Raw genomic sequence first — 23,367 nt, forward strand, 5'->3', positions numbered from 1 at the left:
GTCGATGTGCACCCCCATGCGATGGAGGCAACATGAATCTGCGTAGCGAACAGGCGCGCCCCGTAGCGAGCGCAGCCCAGCCGGAGAAAGTCGGCGCGAAGGCATGGTCCGTCCTGCTCGTCAGCACGCTCGCGTTTCTCGTCTGTTTCGTGGTGTGGATGATGTTCGGCGTGCTGGGCGTGCAGTTGCGCGAGGAGCTCCAGCTCAACAGCACCGAGTTCGGCCTGCTCACCGCCACGCCCGTGCTCACGGGCGCGCTCATGCGCTTGCCGCTCGGCGCATGGACCGACCGCTTTGGCGGGCGCATCGTCATGACCACGCTGCTCGTGATCTGCGCCGTGCCCGTGTATATCGTCAGTTACGCGAGCGAGCTGTGGCAATTCCTGCTCATCGGCCTCTTTCTCGGCTGCGTGGGCGCCTCGTTCGCGGTGGGTACGCCGTATGTCGCGCGCTTTTTCCCGCCCAGCCAGCGCGGCTTCGCCATGGGCTTCTTCGGCGCGGGCACGGTGGGCGCCGCCGTCAACCTGTTCGTCACGCCGCAGCTGGAAAACCTCTACGGCTGGCGCTTCGTGCCGCGCGTCTACGCCGTCGCGCTGCTCGTGACCGCCGTGATTTTCTGGTTCGGTTCGGCGCGCGACCCTGGCGCGGGCAAATCGAGCGGCTCGCTGCTCGACTCGTTCAAGGTGCTGGCGGACCCGCGCGTGTGGCGGCTGTGCCAGTACTACTCGATTACCTTCGGCGGCTTCACTGCGCTCTCGCTATGGATTCCGCAATACCTGAAGGCCGAATACGGCATGTCGCTCGTCATGGCTTCGGCCTTCGCCGCGGGCTTCTCGCTGCCGGGCTCGATCCTGCGCGCCGTGGGCGGCGTGTTCGCCGACAAGCTCGGCGCGCACACCGTCACGTGGTGGGGCCTGTGGGTGGCGTGGATCTGTCTGTTCATTCTCTCGTACCCGCCCACCGACTTCGTGATCCACACGATCGACGGCCAGGCGGCGCTGCATATCAGCATGCCGGTGTTCGGCTTCGTTGCGGTGGCCTTCGTGCTGGGCGCGGTGTTCGCGTTCGGCATGGCCTCGACGTTCAAGTACGTGGCCGACGACTTCCCGACCAACATGGGCATCGTGACCGGCATCGTCGGGTTGGCGGGCGGCCTGGGCGGGTTTCTGCTGCCGATCCTGTTCGGCATCCTGCTCGACTGGCTCAAGATCCGTTCGAGCTGCTTCATGCTGCTCTACGGCATCGTGTGGGTCTCGCTGATCCTGCTCTACATCTCCGAAGTCAAGCGCACGCCGATTCTTGGCGAACCCAGCGCCGGAGCGGCACAGCGCTGATCCCTGCAGCTCGGGCGTCGCGGCGGCGGCTCAGGCCGCCGCTTTCGCGGGCTCCGGATCCGGCGCGGTGACGACCAGCACGCTGCACGACACGCGGTCGAGCAGCAGGCGGTCGTCGCGCCCATCCCACCAGCGCTTGAACGGCCCGCGCCGGTGGTGGCCCACCACGATGAGATCGGGCTGGAGTTCCGCGCAGTAGCTCGCAATCACGTCGATCGGTCGGCCCACCACGAAGTGTCCCGTTGCCACGAGCCCCTTGTCCTGCAGGCACGCCACCCCGTCACGCAGAATCTCGCGCGCAGCCTCTTCCGCGGCTTCGAACGGCACGGCGGACGCGATGTCCGTGCCCCATTGCAGCGGCGCCTGGTCGAGCACGGCCAGCAAATGCGTTTGCGCGTGGCATTCGCGCGCAAGGTCGGCGCCCTCACGCAAAGCCCGGCGGCCTTCGCGCGTTGCGTCGTAACACAGCAGAATCCTGTTGAACGAGCCCATGATCCCTCCCCCGATGATGCCCGGCGCCGGGTGGGCGAACTCGCCGCACCCGCATTGCCGCTTTCAGTATGCCATTTATATCACGTCATGATATAACCGGCACGTCGGCAGTCGCTGTATACGGTATAGGAGGCGCGACGGTTATCGACAACGACTTTGAAATCGCCTGACTGCTCGTCGCCCGCGTATCGCCGGCGCGCGAGTCGGTCTGTTAGTGGGCGCCGCCCTCATTGAAGCCGTGCCCTTACTGACCTGAAGCCGCAAAAATCCGGCCCGACCCGGATTGCGTCTCGACAGCGGATCGCAAACGTTTCACAAGTGCGATCTTCGCGCAATATCCAGTCTGCATATTTTCCAGAAACCAACGGTGTGTCCCACCGTCTGCACTCGTAACATCTCAGTTACACATTGCCCTGTTACAGGTCGCCGGGGTCGAAACACCTGTTACAAACTCAATAGTCATAGGTATTAATCCGCAGAGCCGTATTTTTTACCTGTCAACCCAAGTTATTTCTAAACGTTTATTCCACCGGGCGACGTTTTCTGTCTCGCGGCGATTCGTTGCGCATGCATCGACGATCTGGCGGAAACCCTGATAAACCAAGGTTATACGGCCTGTTTGGCCGGCTCGAACAGCGCCGCGATAGCCTGCCGCAAGGCACGATTCAAATTGCAGCAAAACTTACCGAAAATAATTTACAACAGTACGATTATTTTTGATCCGAGGGATTGATTTCTGAGATAAGCCCTCATACAATTCCCTCCAAGGTTGTTACGAGATGTAACAACCTGTATCAAAGAGTCAGATCGAGCCAACGAGCGAAGATCGACCACAAGACCAGAAAAGATACAACGGCGAAAAAGCCGGGGGGTTAAATTCGGGGCTTCGGAAACTAGAGAAATGGACCGCAGCAGCGAGACGCTGGAATCTATCCGCGAAATTAATTTGTCGTATCTGATGCTCGCACAGCGCATGCTGCGCGAGGACAAGCCGGTCGGCATGTTCCGACTGGGACTGTCGTCGGAACTGGCCGATCTGCTTGGCGCTCTGTCGCTCGCGCAGATCGTCAGGTTGGCCTCTTCCGACCAGCTTCTCTGTTTTTTCCGCTTCGACGACCATGCGATGTTGTCCGCGCTCACGCAGACTTCGAAGCATGCCGACGTGGCGGCTACCCATGCGGCCATCCTGCTTGCGGGACAGCCGGCTGGTCAATTCGCCTGAGGGTGACGTCCATGACTACGCGGCGCAGCCTCACCGAAGACGCTCAGGAAGTATTCCGCGCGATCGCACTGATCGAGCTGGGCGCGCGCATGCAGGTGCTCGAAAGCGAACTCACGCTCTCGCGCGACCGCATGATCCGCCTGTATCGCGAGATCCGTGGCGTATCGCCGCCCAAAGGTATGCTGCCGTTCTCGGCGGACTGGTACATGACGTGGCTGGCCAACATCCACGCCTCGCTGTTCTATAACACGTACCTGTTCCTCAAGAACGAAGCGCGTTGCTCGCATCTCGACGCGCTCACCAAGGGGTTCCGGCTGTATCTGGAACACTGCCGCCACAGCGGGGCCGAGCCGGCGCTCGACCTCACGCGTGCGTGGACCCTGGTGCGGTTTTTCGATGCCGATATTCTGCAGTTGACGCCTTGCTGCCGTTGCGGCGGTAAATTCGTCGCGCATCGCCACGACCTTCAGCACAACGTCGTGTGCGGCGCATGCCAGCCTCCTTCGCGAGCCGGCAAGACGAAAAAGGCGGCTGCAGCGCGACGGGGCGCCGAGCAGACCGAGAGCGACCTTCCGGTAGTGGTAACGTCGGATGGCATTGCCGAGGCTGCATAAGCGTAGGAGAGCAGATCCGGCTAAACCGGACGAGAGACCAAGACGCGAAACCGTCCGGTGCCTGAGCGCACCGGACGGCGAAGCGCTTTCTGATTGCCGCCTTTGTTTGCCGCCTCTGCTTGCCGCCTGTACGGCGCGCGCCTGTTACACCTTTCCCGCTTCTAGTTTCCGCTGAACGTCTGCCAGACGAGCCACAGGTTCGCCGCCGAAATCACGACGAACAGGAACCACGCCAGCAGCCGCGTGGGGAGCCGGTTCACGAACTCGCCCATCAGCGCACGATCGTTCGTCATGCGAATGAGCGGCCAGAGCGCGAACGGCAGTTGCAGACTCAGCACCACCTGGCTTGCCACCAGCAGCTTGCCCACCGCGCCGTTGCCGAGCAGCGCGACGCCCGCGAAGGCGGGGATCAGCGCGAGCACGCGCGTAATGAGCCGCCGCTGGTAGCACGGAATCTTCATCCGCAGGAAGCCTTCCATGATGACCTGGCCCGCCACGGTGCCCGTGAACGTCGAGCTTTGCCCGGAAGCAAGCAGCGTGATCGCGAACAGCACTGCCGCCGCGCCCGTGCCGACGATCGGCGCGAGCAGCTTGTAGGCCTGTTCGATATCGGTGACCTGGGTGTGCCCGTTGGCGTGAAAGGCCGCCGCGGCCAGAATCAGGATGGCCGCGTTGATGAGCAGCGCGATCAGCAGCGAGACGATCGTGTCGAGGCGCGACAGGCCGATGGCCTGCGCGAGGCTTGCACGGTCGCGCTTGACGGCGCGCGTCTGCACGATCGAAGAATGCAGGTAGAGGTTGTGCGGCATGATGGTCGCGCCGAGAATGCCGATCGCCAGATACAGCGGCTCCGCCGAGGAAATCGCGTGCCACGACGGCACCGCGCCCGCGAATACCGAGGGCCAGTGCGGCTTCACGAGCGCGAGCTGGATCACATAGCCGAGACCGATCGTGGTGATGAGCCCGGCCATGATCGCCTCGAGCGAGCGGAAGTTCTTGCCCTTCAAGCCCAGCACAATTAGCGTGTCGAACGCCGTGAGCGCCACACCCACCATCAGCGAGCAGCCCAGCAAGAGGTGGAACGCGAGCGCGCCGCCCAGCACCTCGGCTAGATCGCAGGCGATGATCGAAAGCTCGGCGAGCACCCACTGGCCGAGCGCCACGGGCCTTGAATAGCGCTCGCGCGAAAGCTCCGCGAGATCGCGCTGCGTGACGATGCCAAGACGCATCGAAAGGCATTGCAGCGCGATCGCCGCGAGGCTCGAGAGCACGACCACGAACAACAGGCTGTAACCGAAGCGCGAGCCCGCCTCGATGTCGGTGGCCCAGTTGCCCGGGTCCATGTAGCCGATCGACACCAGCAGGCCGGGACCCGCGAATTGCCAGAACTTCTTCCAGAACGGCGCGCGCGGCGAAACCTCGATGCTGCCCTGCACTTCGGACGGGCAGAACGGCGCCGTTGCCGTGGTCGGTAGTCGGAAATCCAACGCTTCGATCCTCAAGGGTTGACGCGTCGCGGCACGTGACGCGATCGGGCCCTCAAGTGTACAGCGTCGGCTGCGGCACTTCTCTCAAGAGCGTATAGCGGCCCACGTCGCGCAGGCGGTAGTCGAGCGGATCGTGCAGCGTATGCACGCGCGCATTGCGCCAGAACCGGTCGAGCGCGAGCGCCGCGCCTGTGGCGCGTGCGCCGCACGCCTCGAAAAGCTGCTCGCCGCCCTGGAGCGCGGCGCGATGCGCGACGATCTTCGCCTCCGAAATCGCAAGCGAGACTCCGGCGCGCGTGGCCGTGCTCAACGCCTCGCCTTCGTCCCACGCGGCGTCGAGCAGCGCGCCCGCACGATCCGCCAGCACCGCAGCCGCGAGCGACTGCACGCGCATCTCGCCGAAGCGCTGCTGCAGGAACGGGTCGTCGGCTACGTGCTGCACGCCCGAATTGACCCACGGGCGGCCGTTCGCGAGCACATAGGCGCGCGCTTCCTCGAGTGCGCCTTCGGCGAGGCCCACGAACAGATTCGTCAGCACGCCTTGCGAGACCAGCGTGCGCAGCGTGGCGCGCGGCGTATCGGGGCGCTGCAAGACTTCGTCGGCGCGCACTTCCACATTCTCGAACGATACCGTGCCGCTATCGGTCTGACGCTGGCCTATCGGGTCCCAGTCGTCGTGCACCGTGATTCCGGCGCGCATGGTGGGCACGACCGCGAACACGGGGCTACCCGTAGCGGGATCGTGCGCGCTCACGGTCATCATCTGCGAACCGTAGGTGCCCGAACAGAATCCCTTCCTGCCATGCAGACGCCAGCCGCCTTCCCTGTCCGACTGCGCGACGAGCCGCGTGTCGATGGGGTTCACGGCATTGCCCCACCACCAGCGATGCTCGACGGTGCCTTGCAGCCAGTTCGTGCGCTGCGCGGCGCTGCCCCACAATTCGACGCTCGCCACCTGCAGGCACTGGAAGCCAAGCAGATGCGCAAGCGCGCTGTCGACGCGCGCGAGCGCGCGGATCGTCGCGTAGATATCGCTCCAGCGCACGCCGTCCTCGCCGAACTGCCCGCCGAATTCGCGCGGCACCGCGAGCGTGAGCAACCCGGCGTCGGCAATGCGCTGCTTTTCCGCGGCCGCGTGGCCGCCTGCGAGATCGCGTTGCGCGGCGCTCGCGCGCAGCGCTTCGAGCAGCGCGGCGAAACGCGCGTCGTGTTCCGGCCCGCGTGGGCGCTGTGCTTCGTTCATTCCCATATTTCCCGAGTGTGATGCCCTAAAAGCGAAGCGCGCAGCTGGCGGGCCGCGCGCGTCATGGCGAACGGCTTGCGTCGCTCAGGTTCGCCGCAAAAGACGCCGCACCAGCACGTCGCCCGTGAACTGAACCGCCGCGACGATCGCGATCAGCAGCACGATCACGGTGACCATGACCGTCGTGTCGAAGCGTTGATAGCCATAGCGTATCGCGAGATCGCCGAGACCGCCCGCGCCGACGGCGCCCGCCATCGCCGAGGAGCCGATCATCGCCACCACGGTGATCGTGAAGCCGCCGAGCATGCCGGGCAGCGCCTCGGGCAACAGCACATGCCAGACGATATGGCGGCGCTGCGCGCCCATGGCCTGGGCCGCCTCGATCAAGCCGCGATCGACTTCGCGCAAGCTCACTTCGGCCACGCGCGCGAAGAACGGAATGGCCGCAATGGAAAGCGGCACCACGGCGGCCCACACGCCGATCGTCGTGCCAACGAGGAAGCGCGTGAGCGGCAACAACGCGACCAGCAGGATGATGAAAGGCGTGGAGCGGAATGCATTGACGAGCGCGCCCAGCGCGGTGTTGAGTGCGGGCCGCTCCAGAATGCCGCCGCGCGCGGTCGTGACGAGCAGCAGCGCGATGGGAATACCCATCAGGAGTGCGAATACCGCCGATACGCCGACCATCAGCAACGTGTCGCGTATGCCTTCGAGGAGTTCGGTGATCCACACGTCAGACATAGCCCAGCACCTCCACGCGGCTCGCATGACCACGCGCACGCTCGGCGAGCGACGCGGCCTCGGCGGCGTTTCGCACCGGTGCGGAAACGACTAGCCGCCCTTGCGCGCGCCCTTGAATCCGCTCGATACCGCCATGCACGAACCGCACGCCCTGCGCGCCGAACGCCTGCGCGAGCGTGGCGAGGTCGGGCTCTTGCGCCTCGTTGCCGGTAAAACGCACGTCGAACAGCGCGTGCGCGCCCGCTTGCGGCGCAGCGTGAATACGCGCCCCCAGGTCGTCGGGCAACTCGTGGCCGGGCGTGTGCAAGAGCGCGCGCGTCGCGTCGTGCTGGGGATCGCCGAACACGCGCCACACGGGCCCCTGCTCCACCACCTCGCCGCGCTCGATCACCGCGACCGTGTCGCAGACGTCGCGTATCACCTCCATCTCGTGCGTGATGAGCACGATGGTGACGCCGAGCCGCCGGTTGATATCGCGCAGCAGCGCGAGAATGGCGCGCGTGGTTTCCGGGTCGAGCGCCGACGTCGCCTCGTCGCACAGCAGGATATCGGGCTCGTGCACGAGCGCGCGTGCAATGCCCACACGCTGCTTCTGGCCCCCGGAAAGGCGCGCGGGCCACGCGTCGCGTCGTTCGCTCAAGCCGACGAGATCGAGCAGCACGTTCACGCGCGCCTCGATGTCGGCCTTCGGCACACCCGCGATTTTCAGCGGCAGTGCGATGTTGTCGTGCACCGTTTTCGCGGATAGCAGATTGAAGTGCTGGAACACCATGCCGATGCGCCGCCGCAGCGCCACCAGAGCGCGCTCGTCGAGTGCGCCCACGTCCACGCCGTTCACCCGCACGCCGCCGCTCGTGGGCTTTTCGAGCCCGTTCACGAGCCGCAGCAGCGTGGACTTGCCCGCGCCGCTGCGCCCGATGATGCCGAACACTTCGCCGCGCGCCACCTGCAAGTCGACGCCCGCGAGCGCCGCCTGCGTGCCTGGCGCATAAGTCTTGCCGACGTTTTCGAACACCACCGCAGGCTGCGACGCATCGGCGTTGCCCTGCGCCTCGCCCGCTGCCGGCCCCGCCTCGATAAAGCGCGCCGTTCCGAACCATTTCATCATTGCTGCTCCTCGTGCGCGAATTGCGCGCGTTACCAGGCGACCGCGTAGAGGTTGCCGAAGGCCTTGTCGAGTTCCTTGCGCACGGCCGGCGAATGCTGATAGATGTCGATGAACTTGCGGATGCGCGGATCGTTCACGCTCTCGGGCCGCACCACGAACTGGATCGCGAACGCCTTGTTCTCCACGCCGTCGAAGAGCAGCGCGCTGTTCGGATCGGTGGTGCCCGCGAGCTTGATGAAGCTTGGGTAACCTTGCGCGAGATCGACGTCGTCGAGCGAGCGCGCGAGTTGCGACGCTTCGAGCTGCACGATCTTGAGGTGTTTTGGATTGCCAACGATGTCGAGCGTCGTGGCGCGATAGTCCACGCCCGGCTTGAGCTTGATGAGGCCCGCGCGCTGCAGCAGCAGCAGGCCACGGCCGCCGTTCACGGGATCGTTCGCGATGGCGACCGTCGCGCCATCCTTCAGGTCTTCGAAGCGTTTCACCTTCTTCGAATACAGGCCGATCTTCATGATCGTGCCCGGCGCGATGGCGACGAACTTGTAGCCGCCCTGCTGTTCGGCGTTTTCCAGAAACGGCGTGTGCTGGAAGTAGTTGGCGTCGATATCCTTGTTCGCGAGCGCGGCGTTGGGCGTATTCCAGTCGGTGAATTCGATGATCTTCACGTCCACGCCCTGCGCTTTCGCCTCGCGCGCCGCCTCCTGGAGCGCGGGCGTTTGCGGCGTGGTGGCAATGCCGATCTTGAGCGTAGCGGTGTCGGCATGCGCGTCGAGCGCCGCCGCCGCGAGCGACACGGCGATTGCCGTCAGCAGGCCGAAGCGCTGGAAAAAGGAAGGGCGCCCCACGGCGCGCACGGCACGGATCATCGCGTTCCCCGGATGGAAGTTGGACTTCGTTCAATGAGGAGCGACGCGATGAGGGCCCATCGCGTTGGCTCCAGATGGGTCCAGACGATGATAGGGGCGCGGCGGGGCCGGGTCTACGAAGCGATTGCGCAAAGGAAATCGCCGCCTGCGATATGCACAGGCGGCGAGCGTTGCAGCTTTTTACGCGGGGTTTGACACGCGGTTCAACGCGCGGTCTAGCGCGCCGCGAGCGGCACCGGCGGAGCGTCGCCGGGCTTCGCGTCGCCCCAGCCTCCGCCCAGTGCGCGGATCAGGTTGACGGTCGCCACGGCCTGCGAGCCCTGCAGATGGCTGGCCTGCAACTGCGACACGAGCACCGTCCGTTCGCTGTCGATCACGTTCAGATAGCTGACCTCGCCTTCCTCGTACTGCGTGCGCGAAAGGTGCGCCGACTGCTGCGAAGCGCTCACCGCGTCGTTCTGCTCGCGGATCTGGTCGTCGAGCAGGCGCAGGTCGGAGAGATTGTCCTCGACCTCGCGGAAGGCCACGAGCACCTGCTGGCGGTATTGCGCAACATCTTCTTCATACTTCCCGCGCGACTGGGCGAGATTCGCCTTGCGACGGCCGCCGTCGAACAGCGGCAGCGTGAGCGCCGTACCCGCGAGCGGCCCGAGCAGGAACGCGCGGCTCGACCACATGAACAGGTCGCCGAGCGTGGCCGACTCGAAGCCGGCCGCACCCGTGATGTTGAGCTGCGGGAAGAACGCCGACTTCGCGAGCCCCACGCGTGCGTTCGCGGCCGCCATGGCGCGCTCGGCGGCGGCCACGTCGGGGCGTCGCTCCAGCAGCGTGGAAGGCAGGCCCGGCGGCACTTGCACGAGCACCGGCGCGAGCGGCGTTTCGGGGAACGTGAAGTCCGCGGGCGCCTTGCCGAGCAGGATCGCGAGGCTGTGCTCCGAGGCCGCGCGCTGACGCGCGACGCCCACCGCGTCGGCGCGCGCGCTCGCGAGTTCGTTGCGCGCCTGCGCGACGTCCAGCGCGCTGATGTCGCCTTCCTTGAAGCGGCGCTCGACGAGTTTGAGCGCGTCTTCGCGCAGCGCCACCGTGCGGCGGTACAAATCGACGTCGGAGTCGAACTGGCGCAGCTGGAAGTAATTCTGCGCAACGTCGGCCTGCAACGCGAGCTGCACCGAGAGGAACAAGGCTTCGCTTTGCTGGGCGTCTGCCTGCGCCGCGTGCACGTTCGAACTCACGCGGCCGAACAGGTCCACCTCGTAGCTCGCCGTGGCCTGCGCGCGCCACAGCGTTTGTGCGGGCACATTGGCGTTCTGCGGCAGATACTGCGAAGCTGGCGAGGCGCGCTCATAGGTCGGGCCGAAGCCCGCATCGATCGACGGGAACCACGAGGCGCGCGCGGCCTGCGTCAGGGCACGCGCCTGCTGCACGCGCGCGGCCGCCGCCTTGAGGTCCTGGTTCGCTTCGAGCGCCTGCTGCTCGAGCTTGTCGAGCGTCGGGTCGTCGAACGCCGTCCACCATTCGCCGCGATGGGTGTCGTCGGCGGGCTGCGCGGGCGTCCACGTGCCCACGTCGTGCGGATTCGTGCTCTGCGTTTGCTGCGGCGCTTCCTTGTAAGCGGCGGGCACGGCGGCGTCGGGCACCTTGTAGGTCGGCTCGACCGAGCAGGCCGCGAGCCAGGCAAAGAGCGCGACGCTCGCCGCGATTCGTGTGATACGCGCGACATGCCCGCCTCCCGGCACGGCATGCGCGCGATAGCGCAAGCTGGATTCGTTAGTCATATTGATCATTTTCCCTTGTCGCCTTACGCGTCGACCATCGACTGCGGCTTGCGCGCATTGTCCTTCTGCGCGACGTGAATCTTGCCGCCCGCGAGCGTGCGCAGCACCACATAGAATACCGGCGTCAGCAACAGGCCGAATGCGGTCACGCCGAGCATGCCGAAGAACACGGCCACGCCCATTGCATGACGCATTTCCGAACCCGCGCCGCTGGAGATCACGAGCGGCACCACGCCCATGATGAACGCGATGGACGTCATCAGGATCGGGCGCAGACGCAGGCGGCTCGCCTCGATGGCAGCGGTAAGCGGCGTATGTCCGTCGTGCTCCAGCTCGCGCGCAAACTCGACGATCAGGATCGCGTTCTTCGAAGCGAGCCCCACCAGCACCATCAAGCCGATCTGCGTGAAGATGTTGTTGTCGCCCTGCGTGAGCCACACGCCCGTGAGCGCACACAGCACGCTCATCGGCACGATCAGGATCACCGCGAGCGGCAGCGTCAAGCTCTCGTAAAGCGCCGCCAGCACGAGGAACACGAGCAGCACACTGATCGGGAACACCCAGATGCCCGCATTGCCCGCCAGCACCTGCTGGTACGTGAGGTCGGTCCACTCGAACTTGACGCCGCGCGGCAGCACCTCAGCCGCGATCCGTTCCGCCGCCGCCTGCGCCTGGCCCGACGAATAACCGGGTGCCGGGCCGCCGTTGACGTCGGCGGCGGTGTAGCCGTTGTAGCGCACCACCATCTCGGGGCCATACGTGGGCGTGACCGTGACGAGCGACGAGAGCGGCACCATCTCGCCCGCGGCGTTGCGCGTCTTCAGTTGCAGGATGTCGTCGGCGCGCTGGCGGAACGGCGCATCGGCCTGCACGCGCACCTGATACACGCGTCCGAAGCGGTTGAAGTCGTTCACGTAGAGCGAACCCAGATAGATCTGCATCGTATCGAACACGTCTGTGACCGGCACGCCAAGCTGCTTCGCCTTCGTGCGATCGAGATCGACGTTCAGCTGCGGTACGTTGATCTGATAGTTCGTGAACGTCGGGCCCAGCTCCGGCGTTTGCGCCGCGCGCTTGACGAAGTCCTGCGTCGCGCGGTTGAGCGCCTCATAGCCGAGCGCGCCATGATCCTCCAGCTGCAACTTGAAGCCGCCCAGCGTACCGAGGCCGAGCACCGGCGGCGGCGGGAACACGGCGATGAACGAATCCTTGATGCTGGCGTACTGCTGGTTCAGCGCACCCGCGATCGCGCCGGCCGACAGCGCCTTGCCCTTGCGCTCCTTGAACGGCTTGAGCGTGACGAACACAATGCCCGCGCTCGAACTATTCGTGAAACCGTTCACCGACAGGCCCGGGAACGCCACGGCGCTTTCCACGCCGGGCTGCTTGAGCGCAATGGCGCTCATGTCGCGAATCACGTTCTCGGTGCGGTCGAGCGCAGCGCCATTGGGCAGTTGCGCGAACGCGATCAGATACTCCTTGTCCTGCGCGGGCACGAAGCCGCCCGGCACCACACGCGCCATCAGCACCGTTGCGGCGATCAGCACCACATAGACCCCGAGCATCGCGCCCTTGTGGCGCAGCACGCCGTTCACGCCGCGCCCATAGCTTTCCGAGCCGCGATGGAACACCTGGTTGAAGCGGCGGAAAAAGCCGCCCAGCACGAGGTTCATCCCACGCGTGAGCCAGTCTTCCTTCTCGCCGTGACCGCGCAGCAGCAGCGCCGAAAGTGCCGGCGAAAGCGTAAGCGAGTTGAACGCCGAGATCACCGTGGAAATCGCGATGGTCATCGCGAACTGCTTGTAGAACTGGCCCGTAAGACCGCTCATGAACGCGAGCGGCACGAACACGGCCACGAGCGTGAGCGCAATAGCGATGATCGGCCCGCTCACTTCCTGCATGGCCTTATACGTCGCATCGCGTGCGGATAGCCCGCTGGCGATATTGCGCTCCACGTTTTCGACCACCACGATGGCATCGTCGACCACGATGCCGATGGCGAGCACCATCCCGAACAGCGATAGCGCGTTGATCGAGAAGCCGAACGCAAGCAGCAGCGAGAACGTCCCGACGATCGACACCGGCACCGCGATCAACGGAATGATCGAGGCGCGCCACGTTTGCAGGAACACGATCACCACGATCACCACGAGCGCGATCGCTTCGAGCAGCGTATGCACCACGGCTTCGATACTGGAGCGCACGAACTGCGTGGGGTCGTAGACGATGCGGTAATCCACGCCGGCCGGCATGTCCTGCTTGAGTTCCTTCATCGCCGCGCGCACCTGGTCCGAAATCGCGAGCGAGTTCGCGCCCGGCGCCTGGTTGATGGCGAGCGCAACGGCCGGTTTGTTGTCGAGCAGCGAGCGCAGGCCATATTCGGAGGCCGCCAGCTCGATACGCGCGATATCGCGCAGGTACGTCACGCCGCCATCGGGATTCGTCTTGACGATGATGTTGCCGAACTCGCTTTCCGTGCGCAGACGGCCCTGGGCATTGACGTTGAGCTGGAACGGCGTGCCAGGCACGCTAGGCGACGCGCCGATCACGCCCGCCGCCACCTGCACGTTCTGCTCGCGAATCGCGTTGACCACGTCGTTCGCGGTGAGGTTGCGCTGCGCCACCTTCTGCGGGTCGAGCCAGATGCGCATGGCGTAGTCGCCCGAACCCCACAGCTGCACCTCGCCCACGCCCTGGATGTTCGAGAGGCGGTCCTTCACGTTGAGCAGCGCGTAATTGCGCAGGTAAGTCATGTCGTACCGGTTGTCCGGCGAGATCAGGTGCACCACCATCGTGAGCGTGGGCGAGCTCTTGATGGTCGTGATGCCAAGACGCTGCACGTCTTCCGGCAGGCGCGGCAGCGCCTGGTTCACGCGGTTCTGCACGAGCTGCGTGGCCTTGTCCGGGTCGGTGCCGAGGCGAAACGTGACCGTGAGCGTGAGATTGCCGTCGCTATTGGCTTGCGACTGCATGTACAGCATGTTCTCGACGCCGTTGATCTGCTCCTCGAGCGGCGCGGCGACGGCTTCGGCGATCACCTTCGGGTTCGCACCCGGATATTGCGCGTGGACCACCACCGAAGGCGGCACGACCTCGGGGTACTCGGAGATCGGCAACTGGAACAGCGCGATCACGCCGGCCAGCAGGATCAGCACGGACAGCACGCCCGCGAAGATCGGCCGGTCGATGAAGAATTTCGATATGTTCATGGGTTGCTCTTGTTCATGACGCTCAATTTGACGCGAATCTTGCTGCTTAGGCATCCTGACTGATGGACAGGCGTACGCTGCGATCGCCTGCGCCCGCCGCTCGTCAGGACGTTTTCGCTGCCTTGGCGCCGGGGTTCGCTGCCGTGTTGGTCGAATCGGCGTCGGGGTCGCCGTTCATCGGCACCATGTGCGAGCGCACGGCTTCACCGGGGCGCACGCGCTGCGTGCCGTTCACCACCACGTGGTCGCCCGCCTTCAGGCCGCCCAGAATCACGCGCAGGTTGCCCTGCTGGCCGCCCGTTTGCACCGTGCGGTACGCGATCTTGCCGCTGCTATCCACGACGTACACGAACTTCTTGTCCTGGTCGGTGCCGATGGCGGCGTCGTCCACGAGCAGCGCCGGGTGCGGGGCGCTGCCGCCCACCTTGATGCGTGCGTACAGCCCCGGCACCAGCGCGCCGTCGGCGTTGTCGAAGCGCGCGCGCACGCGGATCGTGCCCGACGTGGTGTCGAGACGGTTATCCACCGACTCGATCGTGCCGGTGCGCGAATATCCCGATTCGTTCGCCAGACCCAGTTCCACCGGCACCTTCGAGCCATCCTTCATGCGGCTGATGTAGTCGAGATAGGTCTGCTCGTCGGCGTCGAATTCGGCGTAGATGGGCGAAACGGAAACGAGCGTCGTGAGCGCCGCGGCGCTTGCGCCCGCCGAAACGACGTTGCCCACCGTGATCTCGGCGCGCGACACACGCCCCGCCACCGGCGCGACGATGCGTGTGTAGCCCAGGTTGATCTGCGCGGCTTCGAGCGCGGCCTGCGCGGCCTTGAGATTCGCGTTCGCTTCGCGCGAGGCGTTCTGCTTCTCGTCGTAATCGCGCTTCGCGATGGCGTTGTCGCCAATCAGGCGCTGCGCGCGCTCCCAGTCGCTTTGCGCGTAGCCCGTGCGCGCCTGAGCGGCTGCCAGCTGCGCAGCGGCTTGATCGACCGCCGCCTGGTACGGGCGCGGGTCGATCACGAACAGTGTTTCCCCCTGCTTCACGAGCGCGCCGTCACGGAAGTTCACGGAGACGATCGTGCCGGAAACCTGCGGACGTATCTCCACTTTCTCGACGGCGGCCATGCGGCCCGAGTAGCTCTGCCAGTCGGTGATGGTGCGATTGAGCACGGCTGCGACATCGACCTCGGGTGCCGGCGGCGCTTCAGCGGCAACGGCAGGGTGCGAGTCGAGGCGGATGGCCCCGAGGGTGCCGAGGCCCGCGACCACGAGCACGCCAATGACCGCTAGCGCGATACGGGTTCGGGATTGCGAAAAAAGTGACATGTCGGACTCCAGAAATAATGGTTGATTGTTCTTCACTGGTTCGGCAGCACCGCCGCAAGGGTGCTTCGTCTATGACGCGCCCGCGTCGAAGCAACATTGGAAAAACCGTACAGCCTCGCTGAGCGCGGCTGGATGCGCAGCGAGGTTCGCGTGCGAAACGCTCGGGTAGCGCACCACCTGGGTGCGCACGCCCGCGTCGATCAGGCGGCTCGCGTACTTCTCCGCTTCGATGTGCAGCACGTCGTTCTGTGCGGTCACGATGAGCGTGGGCGGCAAGCCGCCAAGACGCAGCGATTCGAGCGGCGCGGCGTAGGGATGCATGCGCTGCGTCGCATCGGGCAGATACGCGCGATAACACGCCGCGCATTCGCTTGCGGTGATATCCGAGCCAAGCCGCGCCTCGTCGCCAAGACGCGTGAGGCTCGGGTCGAGCATCGGCGCAAACAGCGCCTGCGCCGCGAGCTTCACGTCGCCGCGATCGCGGCCCATGAAGGCGAGCACGTTGGCGATCTGGCCGCCCGCGTCGTGGCCCGCCGCGATCACACGCTTCGGATTGCCGCCGAAGGCGCGGGCCCGCGTCAGCGCCCACAGCGCCGCGCGATGCGCATCTTCTGGCGCGGCGGGAAACGGGTGCCTGGGCGCGAGCGAATACCCCACGCTCACCACGAGCGCTGGTAAGCGTTCTGCGAGAAAGCGCCCCACCGCATCCGCTTCCTCGATCGACCCGCGCACGAAGCCGCCGCCGTGGAAATAGAGCAACACCGGCAGACCATTCGCGGCTTCCGGGCGGTACAGCCGCAGCGGAATCTGCTGGGCGTAGCCTTCGATCACCACGTCGGTCGTGAGCAGCGCGCGCACCTTGCCAGGCTTGGCGGACGCGGTAACAGGCAGGGCCGCGGGCACTTCGGCCAGCGGCGCTTCCTCCGCGGAGGTCCAAGACGTTGGGCGTTTAAAGACATCCATGTCAAATCGGCGCAATGCGCGAGAGTAGATTCGAATGGAACGAATTGTGGGTTCGGCAGACTTGCAAATAAATGCCTATAATCCGGCAACACAATTCGGCGCACCTGAACAATCTGTCTCCTCTTTCTGCGCGTGCGTTTCTTTCGAACGCCGCGCGCCGTGCGACCGAAGCTTTTTGGAGAGTGGCAATGGACCGCCTTCAGGCCATGCAGGTGTTCACCCGCGTCGTCGATACCAACAGCTTCACGCGTGCTGCCGAAACGCTCGACATGCCGCGTGCTTCGGTCACGACGATCATTCAGAATCTCGAAGCGTTTCTCGGCGTGCGCCTCATGCATCGCACCACGCGCCGTCTGTCGCTCACGCCCGATGGCGCGGCGTACTACGAGCGCTGCGTGCGCATTCTCGCGGACGTCGAGGAAACGGAAACCACATTCCAGGATCGCAACCGCAAGCCGCACGGCAAACTGCGCATCGACATGCCCGGCTCGATCGGGCGGCTCATCATAATTCCGTCGCTGTGCGAATTTCACGGGCGCTATCCGGACATCGACCTGCAACTCGGGCTATCCGATCGCCCCGTGGACTTGCTGCAGGAAGGCGTGGATTGCGTGGTGCGCGTGGGTGCGCTGCAGGACTCGTCGCTGGTCGCGCGGCGCATTGGCATTTTCGAAGGCGTGTCGTGCGCGGCGCCGTCGTATCTGGAGCGCCACGGCATGCCGCAGACGCTCGAAGAACTGGCCGAGCATCGCGCCGTGAACTACTTCTCGTCGCGCACGGGTCGCGTGATGGACTGGGCGTTTCTCGTCGACGGCAAGGAAGTGGAGGTCAAGCTCAAGAGCATGGTCTCGGTAAACGACGCGGACGCTTACGTGACCTGCGGCATCGAAGGCTTTGGCCTGATTCAGGGGCCGCGCTACATGGTGCTGCCGCACCTGAAGTCGGGCGCGCTCGTCGAAGTGCTGCCCGATTACAAACCGCTGCCCATGCCGATTTCGGCCGTCTATCCGCACAGCCGCCATCTGTCACCCAAAGTGCGCGTGTTCGTGGACTGGATCGCCGAAGTGTTCGACCGCTGCCCGCTCCTGAGCGGCCGCGCCTCGCTCGACAAGGCCTGCACGATGCGCACGCTCGAAGAGCGCGAAAACGCGCCGGCGCTCGAAACGCCCGTTATTTCGGAATGGGCCGCATAGGCTGGGCGGCGTAACGCCGTAGCGCTGCGCCCACCCTCAGAGCCGCGCCCGCAAAGGCTTTGCGGGCGCGGTGCAGCGATTGTTCCAGATTTTCGACAATTGCTTTCGCGTTCCGGCCGTTTATCGCAAACGGCTGCGCAACTACATTTGCTCCTGTCGCCGCGACCCACGTGGCATCAGTACAAAAGGAGCAGATCATGAAACGCACTCTCGCAGCCGCCATTGGCGCCACGCTCGTTCTCTCGCTCGCCGCCAGCGCTTCGGCCTTCGCCCAGGACAACAGCGCTCCGAAAACCCGCGCCGAAGTGAAGGCGGAAATCGCTGCCGCGTATCGCGACGGCACGCTGCCTTCGCTGAACAAGACGAGCTACCCCGAGCAAAGCCTGATCGGCCGCACGCAAGCGCAACGCATCGCGCTGCAGGAAAGCCGCGCGAACAACGCCCAGCGCGTTGCGCAGGCTGGCGAATAAGCCCGCAAGACGCATCGGCATTTCGATTGCAAGACGAAAAACGTAGGAGTCCAATATGAATCAGACCGTACCTTCCGAACTCGAGCAGTGGGACAACACCACGCCCGTGTGGACGCCGTTTCGGCATTGAAATGTGAAGCGCGCGTGAAGATGTGAAACGTGTGAAAGGGCCCGGCGGTTTTGCAACCGTCGGGCCCTGGCGTTACCGGTTCACGAAATCCGGCTCGAAAAACACCCAGCGCACGAGGGGAAAGCGCGCCTGCAGATCGGCTTCGATCTCGTTGATCGCCTCGACCATGGTGCGGCTGTGGTCGTACTCGAGCATTTCGCACTGCACCGCCACCATCACCTCCTTGCCCCATTGCAGGGTAATGAGGCTGATGATGCTGCGAATCTCGGGCCGCGCGCGCAAGAACGATTCGATATCGCGCCGCATTTCCGGGCTGGCCGATTCGCCGACGATCATCGACTTCACTTCGCGCGCGATGAACCACGCAATCAGCATGAGCAGTACGCCCACGCCGATCGAGCCGCATGCGTCCCATACCGGATTGCCCGTGATGACCGTGAGCAGCACGGCGGCGAACGCGATGGCGAGACCCGCCAGCGCGGCGATGTCTTCGCCCGCCACGACGAGCAGGTCGGAATCGCGCGTTTCGCGCGCCCAGCGCCACAACGACTTCGTAGGCGCGCCCTTGCGAATCTCGCGCATCGCACCGTAAAGCGAAAACGCTTCGAGCACTACGGAAATGCCGAGCACGACGAGCGCCACATACACGAATCGCAACGGCTCGCGCGCAATCAGCCGGTGCACGCCCTCGTACACCGAGAACGCACCGCCCACGAAAAACAGCAGCAGCGCCACGAGCAGCGAATAGAAGTTGATCGCGCGGCCCGTGCCCATGGGATGCAGCGGCGTGGGCGGCTCGCGCGACTGGCGCAGGCCGAACAGCAGCAGCAGTTGATTGCCGCAGTCGGCCGTGGAGTGAATCGCCTCCGCGAACATCGATCCCGAGCCCGTGAACGCCGCGGCAGCGTACTTGCAGACCGCTATGCCGAAGTTCGCAGCGAGCGCGTAGAAGATGGCTTTCGGCGATTCTCCGCTCATACGGCCCTCATGCGACGTCCACGCGCGCCGGGCCTGCGCCCAGTTCGCCGATCACACGGGCGTCGCCAAAGCCTTCCGCGCGGAAGATCGCCAGCACGTCGTCCACGTTTTCCGGCGCGCAGGCCACGAGCAGGCCGCCCGAAGTCTGCGGGTCGGTGAGCAGCGTGCGCGCGCTTTCGGGCAGGCTGGGCGCGAGCGTGACGGCGTCGCCGTACGAGGCCCAGTTGCGGCCCGAGGCGCCCGTGTACACGCCGTCATCGACGAACTTCTGCACGCCCGGCAGCCACGGCAGGTCGGCGTAGTGCACGCGCGCGGTGAGATTCGCGCCGCGCGCGATTTCGAGTGTGTGGCCGAGCAGGCCGAAGCCCGTCACGTCGGTCATGGCGTGCACGCCCGGCAGCTCCGCCAGCGTCGCGCCGGGCTTGTTGAGCAGGGTCGCGGCGGCCACCATCGCCTTGTAGCCTGCGTCGCCGAGCATTTCCTTCTTGAGCGCGGCGGAAAGCACGCCCACGCCCAGCGGCTTGCCGAGCACGAGCACGTCGCCGGCCTTTGCCGACGCGTTGCGCTTCACGCGTTCGGGATGCACCACGCCGAGCGCCGCCAGGCCGTAAATGGGCTCCACGGAGTCGATCGAATGGCCGCCCGCCACGGGAATGCCCGCGGCCGCGCACACGTCCTCGCCGCCGCGCAGCACCTGCGCGATCACGTCGTGCGGCAGCACGTTGATGGGCATGCCCACGAGCGCCAGCGCGAGGATCGGCTTGCCGCCCATGGCGTAGACGTCCGAGAGCGCGTTGGTCGCGGCGATGCGGCCGAAGTCGTACGGGTCGTCGACGATCGGCATGAAGAAGTCCGTCGTCGCGACGATGGCCTGCTCGTCGTTGAGCTTGTAGACCGCGGCGTCGTCGGCGGTCTCGGTGCCGACCAGCAGGTTCGGAAACACGGTGGTGAGCGGCGTGCTGCGGGCGAGCAGCGCGGAAAGCACGCCCGGCGCGATCTTGCAGCCGCAGCCGCCGCCGTGCGAAAGGCTCGTGAGGCGCGGCACGGCGGCGCCAATGGCGGGTTTGTCGTTCATGTCTGGAAATCGTCCTGAAAGTGCCGGATGAGTTTTCGTATTATGGGGCAATCGCCGGACAGACGATGTGGGCGGCGCGCACGCGCGGCGGCGCCGCTCAACCGCGCCCGGCGGCCTGGCCAGCGGCGTTCGCGGCGACGCCGCCCGCGTGGAGCGTATCGACGAGCCATTGCGGATCGTCGTGCGGCAGATCGTGCCCCGCCCACGGATGCTCCACGTGCGGCGCGCCCCAGGCCCGCGCGAGCCGCGCCGAGCAAACGGGGTTCACGAGCCGGTCGCCTTGCGACGACACCACGAGCACCGCACAGCGCGGCACGGCGCGCGCCTTGAAGCGCGCGGCGGCGGCTAGCTGGCGCAGCGCGTTCGCGCGGCTCACGTGGGCGCTCGCGCGGATCGCGCGCCACGTTTCGAGGTCGGCGGCGAGCGTGTCGCAGCGCGCGCAGGTGAGCCCGTGGATCAGCGTCTCGGCAATGTCGCCGCTGTTGCCGCCATCCCAGTGCCGCGCCACGCGCACGAGCGCAGGCCACGCCGAGGGCCGCAAGCGCTCGTGAATGCGGCTAAAAGGCCGCATGCTCGTATTCACGAGCGCGAGCCGGTCTATTTCTTCGGGGTAACGCAGCGCCCAGGCCGTCGCCACCATGCCGCCCAGCGACATCGCCAGCACGCGGTATGGCGCGCGTGCGCCGTGCCGCTGCGCCTCGGCGCGCAGCGCGTCCACGTAGTCGTCCACCGCGAGCGGCGAGCGTACGTAGGCCGCGGTGCCGTTGCCCGGCAGGTCGATCGGCAGCACGCCGTCGCGCGCCGCAAGCCGCGCGGCGAACGCGCCCCAGTGGCGCGATTCGCGCGTGAGGCCGCGCAGCAGGATCCACGGTTCGCTCATGTGCCCGGCTTGCGATACCAGTGCCCGATCGCGCTTTTCAGCACCTCCTCGCGGATCACGCCCTCGGGCAGCCAACGCTGCGCGGAATACGCGGCGCGCGTGAGGAACTCGAACAGATTCGCGTGACGCCGCAGCACCCGCGCGGTGCGATGCTGCAAGAGCGGATTGAACATGCCCTGACGCGAAAAGATCTGGCGCGGGTTCTTCTTGATCCACAGCCACGAGCCCAGTTCGAGTGTGAGCGGCAGGAAGATGTTGCTGTCGGGCGCGCGATCGTACGCGCAATCCCACAAGTCGCCGTGCAGCAAATATTGGTGGCTCTGCGGCTCGAAGGTGTAGCCGTGATGCGGATGCGCGCGCTCGAACATCGTCTTGAGCACGTACATTTCGGGCAGATGGCGTATGAGGCGGCGCGTGCGCGCGTATGGAAACCAGATGCTGTCGGTCCAGCCATAACCCGAATGGCAGTCGAGCGCGAAGGAAAGCGGGCGCCGCGTGAGTTCTTCGTCGACGATCTTCAGGAGCGCCTGCGCCTCGATCTCCATGGCCGCGCCGCGCCGCCCCCGATACCACGGCAGCCACGAGCCGACGCGCTGGCCGCCCGCGAGAAAGGGCACGCGCTCGTCGGCGTCCTGCGGCGCGTTGCGCATGAGGTCCACGCCGTTCGGATTCGCGCGCGTGGCGAGCCACATGCCGCCGGGATTGAGGATCGGCGCGAACACGATGCGCACGGACTCGAGCTGGCGCAGGAGCAGTTCGTCCCAGGCTAGACGCCCCACCAGTGCGCGCATGTAGTCGAGCACGAGCTGCGAGCCAATGCGCTCGAGCCCATGAATGCCCCCGAAAAAACCAATGCCGGGCGCGGCCGGATCGCGCGAGCCGATTGCCGCCACATAGAGAGGAAACGTACGGCCGCGCACCTCGACTTCGCCCTCGCTGCGAATGTCGAGCCAGCGCGCGCCGGCATCGAGGATCATTTTGAGATCCTCGTATTCCTCGAAGCTGTCGGGTAGGAAGCTCAGTGCCTGCATATGGCGCCGGGTTTCGTCGCTCGTTTGGTTGGGGCCGCCTAGGTGGGGCCGCCTAGGTGGGGCCGCCTAGGTGGGGCCGCCCAGGTCGGGGCCGCCGCGTGCGGCCGCATTGTCTACAACTGCCTTGCGAGTGCCGCCCCTGTCGACAATGAGTCAGCAACAAGTCAGGAAAACCAGGGACAGCACGTACGTCGCCCATCAATATAGCCGCTTCCCGTGATATTGAGCGTGACAGATGTTTAGCGTCATGCCTCTGTCACATCTTTCGCGAAATTTTCCGCGATGGGAAGGCCGCAAAACATGTAGTCGTCTAGACGTCGCGACACCTTCACTCAACCGTCACAGTCGCTTCCTAGAATGAGCCCTCGACTACACAGCGACGGATTGTTATGGACGCCATACGCATCGAACGCCTCTCGAAAAGCTTCGACAGCGGCCGCAAGGCACTCGACGAAATCAACCTGCGCGTAGGCGTTGGCGAGATGGTCGCGCTGATCGGCGCATCGGGCTCGGGCAAATCGACCTTGCTACGCCATATTGCGGGCTTCACGGCTTCCGACCCGCAGCCTTCGCGCATCGAGATTCTTGGTCGTCCTATTCAGCAGGACGGCCGCATCGTGCGCGAAGTGCGCCGCATTCGCCGCGACATCGGCTTCGTGTTTCAGCAGTTCAATCTCGTGCATCGCCTCACGGTCGAAACGAACGTGCTCATCGGCGCGCTGTCGCGGCTGCCGTTGTGGCGACGCCTCACGGGCCGCTTTCCGCGCGCCGAACGCGAGCTGATGCTGGCCGCGCTCGGCGAAGTCGGCATCGCGCACAAGGTCGCCGAGCGCGCCTCGAATCTCTCGGGCGGCCAGCAGCAGCGCGCGGCGCTCGCCCGCGCGCTCGTGCAGCGCGCGCGCCTCATTCTCGCCGACGAACCCATTGCCTCGCTCGACCCTGCATCGTCGCGCCGCGTGATGGACATGATGCGCATGCTCAACCGCGATCACGGCTTGACGGTGGTCGTCTCGCTGCATCAGGTGGATATCGCCATGGAGTACTGCCCGCGCACCATCGCGCTGCGCGACGGGTGCGTGGTGTACGACGGCGCATCGGCGGCGCTCACGCCCGCCCTGCTGCAACAGCTCTATGGCAACGCCGCGCGCGAGCTGCTCGAACCCGATGCTGCGCCTCCCGCGGCAACGCGCTTCGGTGCGCAGCCTCGCGCGGCCTGATCGCGCAACCCAACCCTT

21 protein-coding genes are annotated in these 23,367 nt (G+C 65.6%); 7 read left to right on the forward strand and 14 right to left on the reverse strand.

Features of this window, described 5'->3' with window-relative positions; translation table 11 throughout:
• Positions 1-32: 32 nt before the first annotated feature.
• Complete coding sequence (locus A3CW_RS0105350; RefSeq protein WP_028202635.1) at positions 33-1,334, forward strand: MFS transporter; 1,302 nt, start codon at positions 33-35, stop codon at positions 1,332-1,334.
• 30 nt (positions 1,335-1,364) lie between these two features.
• On the opposite strand, the gene A3CW_RS45345 is transcribed toward A3CW_RS0105350, so the two are convergent.
• Entirely contained in the window at positions 1,365-1,826 is a 462-nt protein-coding gene (locus A3CW_RS45345) for a universal stress protein (protein ID WP_035512381.1), read from the reverse strand.
• 567 nt (positions 1,827-2,393) lie between these two features.
• Here A3CW_RS45345 and A3CW_RS52240 point away from each other — a divergent pair.
• From A3CW_RS52240 to flhC, 3 genes are all read left to right on the forward strand, one after another.
• The gene (locus A3CW_RS52240) at positions 2,394-2,546 is read left to right on the forward strand and encodes a hypothetical protein (RefSeq protein ID WP_154677864.1); all 153 of its coding nucleotides are present in this window, start codon (positions 2,394-2,396) and stop codon (positions 2,544-2,546) included.
• Positions 2,547-2,727: 181 nt separating this feature from the next.
• The gene (gene flhD / locus A3CW_RS0105360; RefSeq protein WP_028202636.1) at positions 2,728-3,048 is read left to right on the forward strand and encodes a flagellar transcriptional regulator FlhD; all 321 of its coding nucleotides are present in this window, start codon (positions 2,728-2,730) and stop codon (positions 3,046-3,048) included.
• 11 nt (positions 3,049-3,059) lie between these two features.
• On the forward strand, positions 3,060-3,662 hold the full coding sequence (gene flhC, locus A3CW_RS45350; protein WP_051481243.1) for a flagellar transcriptional regulator FlhC: 603 nt from the start codon (positions 3,060-3,062) through the stop codon (positions 3,660-3,662).
• Between the two features lie 161 nt (positions 3,663-3,823).
• Here the strand turns inward: flhC and A3CW_RS0105370 are convergent, their stop codons facing one another.
• The 9 genes from A3CW_RS0105370 to A3CW_RS0105410 all read right to left on the reverse strand — a co-directional run bounded on the left by A3CW_RS0105370 (position 3,824) and on the right by A3CW_RS0105410 (position 16,375).
• Complete coding sequence (locus tag A3CW_RS0105370) at positions 3,824-5,149, reverse strand: Nramp family divalent metal transporter (protein WP_028202637.1); 1,326 nt, start codon at positions 5,147-5,149, stop codon at positions 3,824-3,826.
• 52 nt (positions 5,150-5,201) lie between these two features.
• Entirely contained in the window at positions 5,202-6,392 is a 1,191-nt protein-coding gene (locus tag A3CW_RS0105375) for an acyl-CoA dehydrogenase family protein (protein WP_028202638.1), read from the reverse strand.
• An 84-nt stretch (positions 6,393-6,476) separates the two neighbouring features.
• Complete coding sequence (locus A3CW_RS0105380; RefSeq protein WP_028202639.1) at positions 6,477-7,133, reverse strand: methionine ABC transporter permease; 657 nt, start codon at positions 7,131-7,133, stop codon at positions 6,477-6,479.
• Entirely contained in the window at positions 7,126-8,241 is a 1,116-nt protein-coding gene (locus tag A3CW_RS0105385; protein ID WP_028202640.1) for a methionine ABC transporter ATP-binding protein, read from the reverse strand. Before A3CW_RS0105385 ends, A3CW_RS0105380 begins: the two co-directional genes overlap by 8 nt.
• A 29-nt stretch (positions 8,242-8,270) precedes the next feature.
• Positions 8,271-9,107, reverse strand: coding sequence for a MetQ/NlpA family ABC transporter substrate-binding protein (locus A3CW_RS0105390; RefSeq protein ID WP_035512383.1), 837 nt, complete (start codon positions 9,105-9,107; stop codon positions 8,271-8,273).
• 215 nt (positions 9,108-9,322) lie between these two features.
• Positions 9,323-10,882, reverse strand: a complete 1,560-nt coding sequence (locus A3CW_RS45355; RefSeq protein ID WP_051481275.1) for an efflux transporter outer membrane subunit — start codon at positions 10,880-10,882, stop codon at positions 9,323-9,325.
• Positions 10,883-10,905: 23 nt separating this feature from the next.
• On the reverse strand, positions 10,906-14,091 hold the full coding sequence (locus A3CW_RS0105400) for an efflux RND transporter permease subunit (RefSeq protein WP_028202642.1): 3,186 nt from the start codon (positions 14,089-14,091) through the stop codon (positions 10,906-10,908).
• Between the two features lie 103 nt (positions 14,092-14,194).
• The gene (locus tag A3CW_RS0105405; RefSeq protein WP_028202643.1) at positions 14,195-15,412 is read right to left on the reverse strand and encodes an efflux RND transporter periplasmic adaptor subunit; all 1,218 of its coding nucleotides are present in this window, start codon (positions 15,410-15,412) and stop codon (positions 14,195-14,197) included.
• Between the two features lie 69 nt (positions 15,413-15,481).
• On the reverse strand, positions 15,482-16,375 hold the full coding sequence (locus A3CW_RS0105410) for an alpha/beta hydrolase (protein WP_035512385.1): 894 nt from the start codon (positions 16,373-16,375) through the stop codon (positions 15,482-15,484).
• 188 nt (positions 16,376-16,563) lie between these two features.
• Here A3CW_RS0105410 and A3CW_RS0105415 point away from each other — a divergent pair, with 188 nt between their 5' ends.
• The gene (locus A3CW_RS0105415) at positions 16,564-17,568 is read left to right on the forward strand and encodes a LysR family transcriptional regulator (RefSeq protein ID WP_028202645.1); all 1,005 of its coding nucleotides are present in this window, start codon (positions 16,564-16,566) and stop codon (positions 17,566-17,568) included.
• A 197-nt stretch (positions 17,569-17,765) separates the two neighbouring features.
• The gene (locus A3CW_RS0105420; RefSeq protein ID WP_028202646.1) at positions 17,766-18,038 is read left to right on the forward strand and encodes a DUF4148 domain-containing protein; all 273 of its coding nucleotides are present in this window, start codon (positions 17,766-17,768) and stop codon (positions 18,036-18,038) included.
• A gap of 202 nt (positions 18,039-18,240) precedes the next feature.
• Here A3CW_RS0105420 and A3CW_RS0105425 read toward each other — a convergent pair whose 3' ends face one another.
• From A3CW_RS0105425 to A3CW_RS0105440, 4 genes are all read right to left on the reverse strand, one after another.
• Positions 18,241-19,146, reverse strand: a complete 906-nt coding sequence (locus A3CW_RS0105425) for a cation diffusion facilitator family transporter (RefSeq protein WP_028202647.1) — start codon at positions 19,144-19,146, stop codon at positions 18,241-18,243.
• A 7-nt stretch (positions 19,147-19,153) separates the two neighbouring features.
• Positions 19,154-20,221: a selenide, water dikinase SelD gene (gene selD / locus A3CW_RS0105430; RefSeq protein WP_028202648.1), complete on the reverse strand. Its 1,068-nt coding sequence runs from the start codon at positions 20,219-20,221 to the stop codon at positions 19,154-19,156.
• Positions 20,222-20,318: 97 nt separating this feature from the next.
• On the reverse strand, positions 20,319-21,101 hold the full coding sequence (locus A3CW_RS45360) for an alpha/beta fold hydrolase (RefSeq protein ID WP_051481244.1): 783 nt from the start codon (positions 21,099-21,101) through the stop codon (positions 20,319-20,321).
• Entirely contained in the window at positions 21,098-22,132 is a 1,035-nt protein-coding gene (locus A3CW_RS0105440) for a M14 family zinc carboxypeptidase (RefSeq protein WP_028202649.1), read from the reverse strand. The genes A3CW_RS45360 and A3CW_RS0105440 overlap by 4 nt, the downstream gene beginning before the upstream one ends.
• 389 nt (positions 22,133-22,521) lie before the next feature.
• Here A3CW_RS0105440 and phnC point away from each other — a divergent pair, with 389 nt between their 5' ends.
• Positions 22,522-23,349: a phosphonate ABC transporter ATP-binding protein gene (phnC, locus tag A3CW_RS0105445; RefSeq protein WP_028202650.1), complete on the forward strand. Its 828-nt coding sequence runs from the start codon at positions 22,522-22,524 to the stop codon at positions 23,347-23,349.
• The last annotated feature ends 18 nt before the right edge of the window (positions 23,350-23,367 follow it).

Source organism: Paraburkholderia nodosa DSM 21604, from assembly GCF_000519185.1.
GTDB classification, from domain to species: domain Bacteria; phylum Pseudomonadota; class Gammaproteobacteria; order Burkholderiales; family Burkholderiaceae; genus Paraburkholderia; species Paraburkholderia nodosa.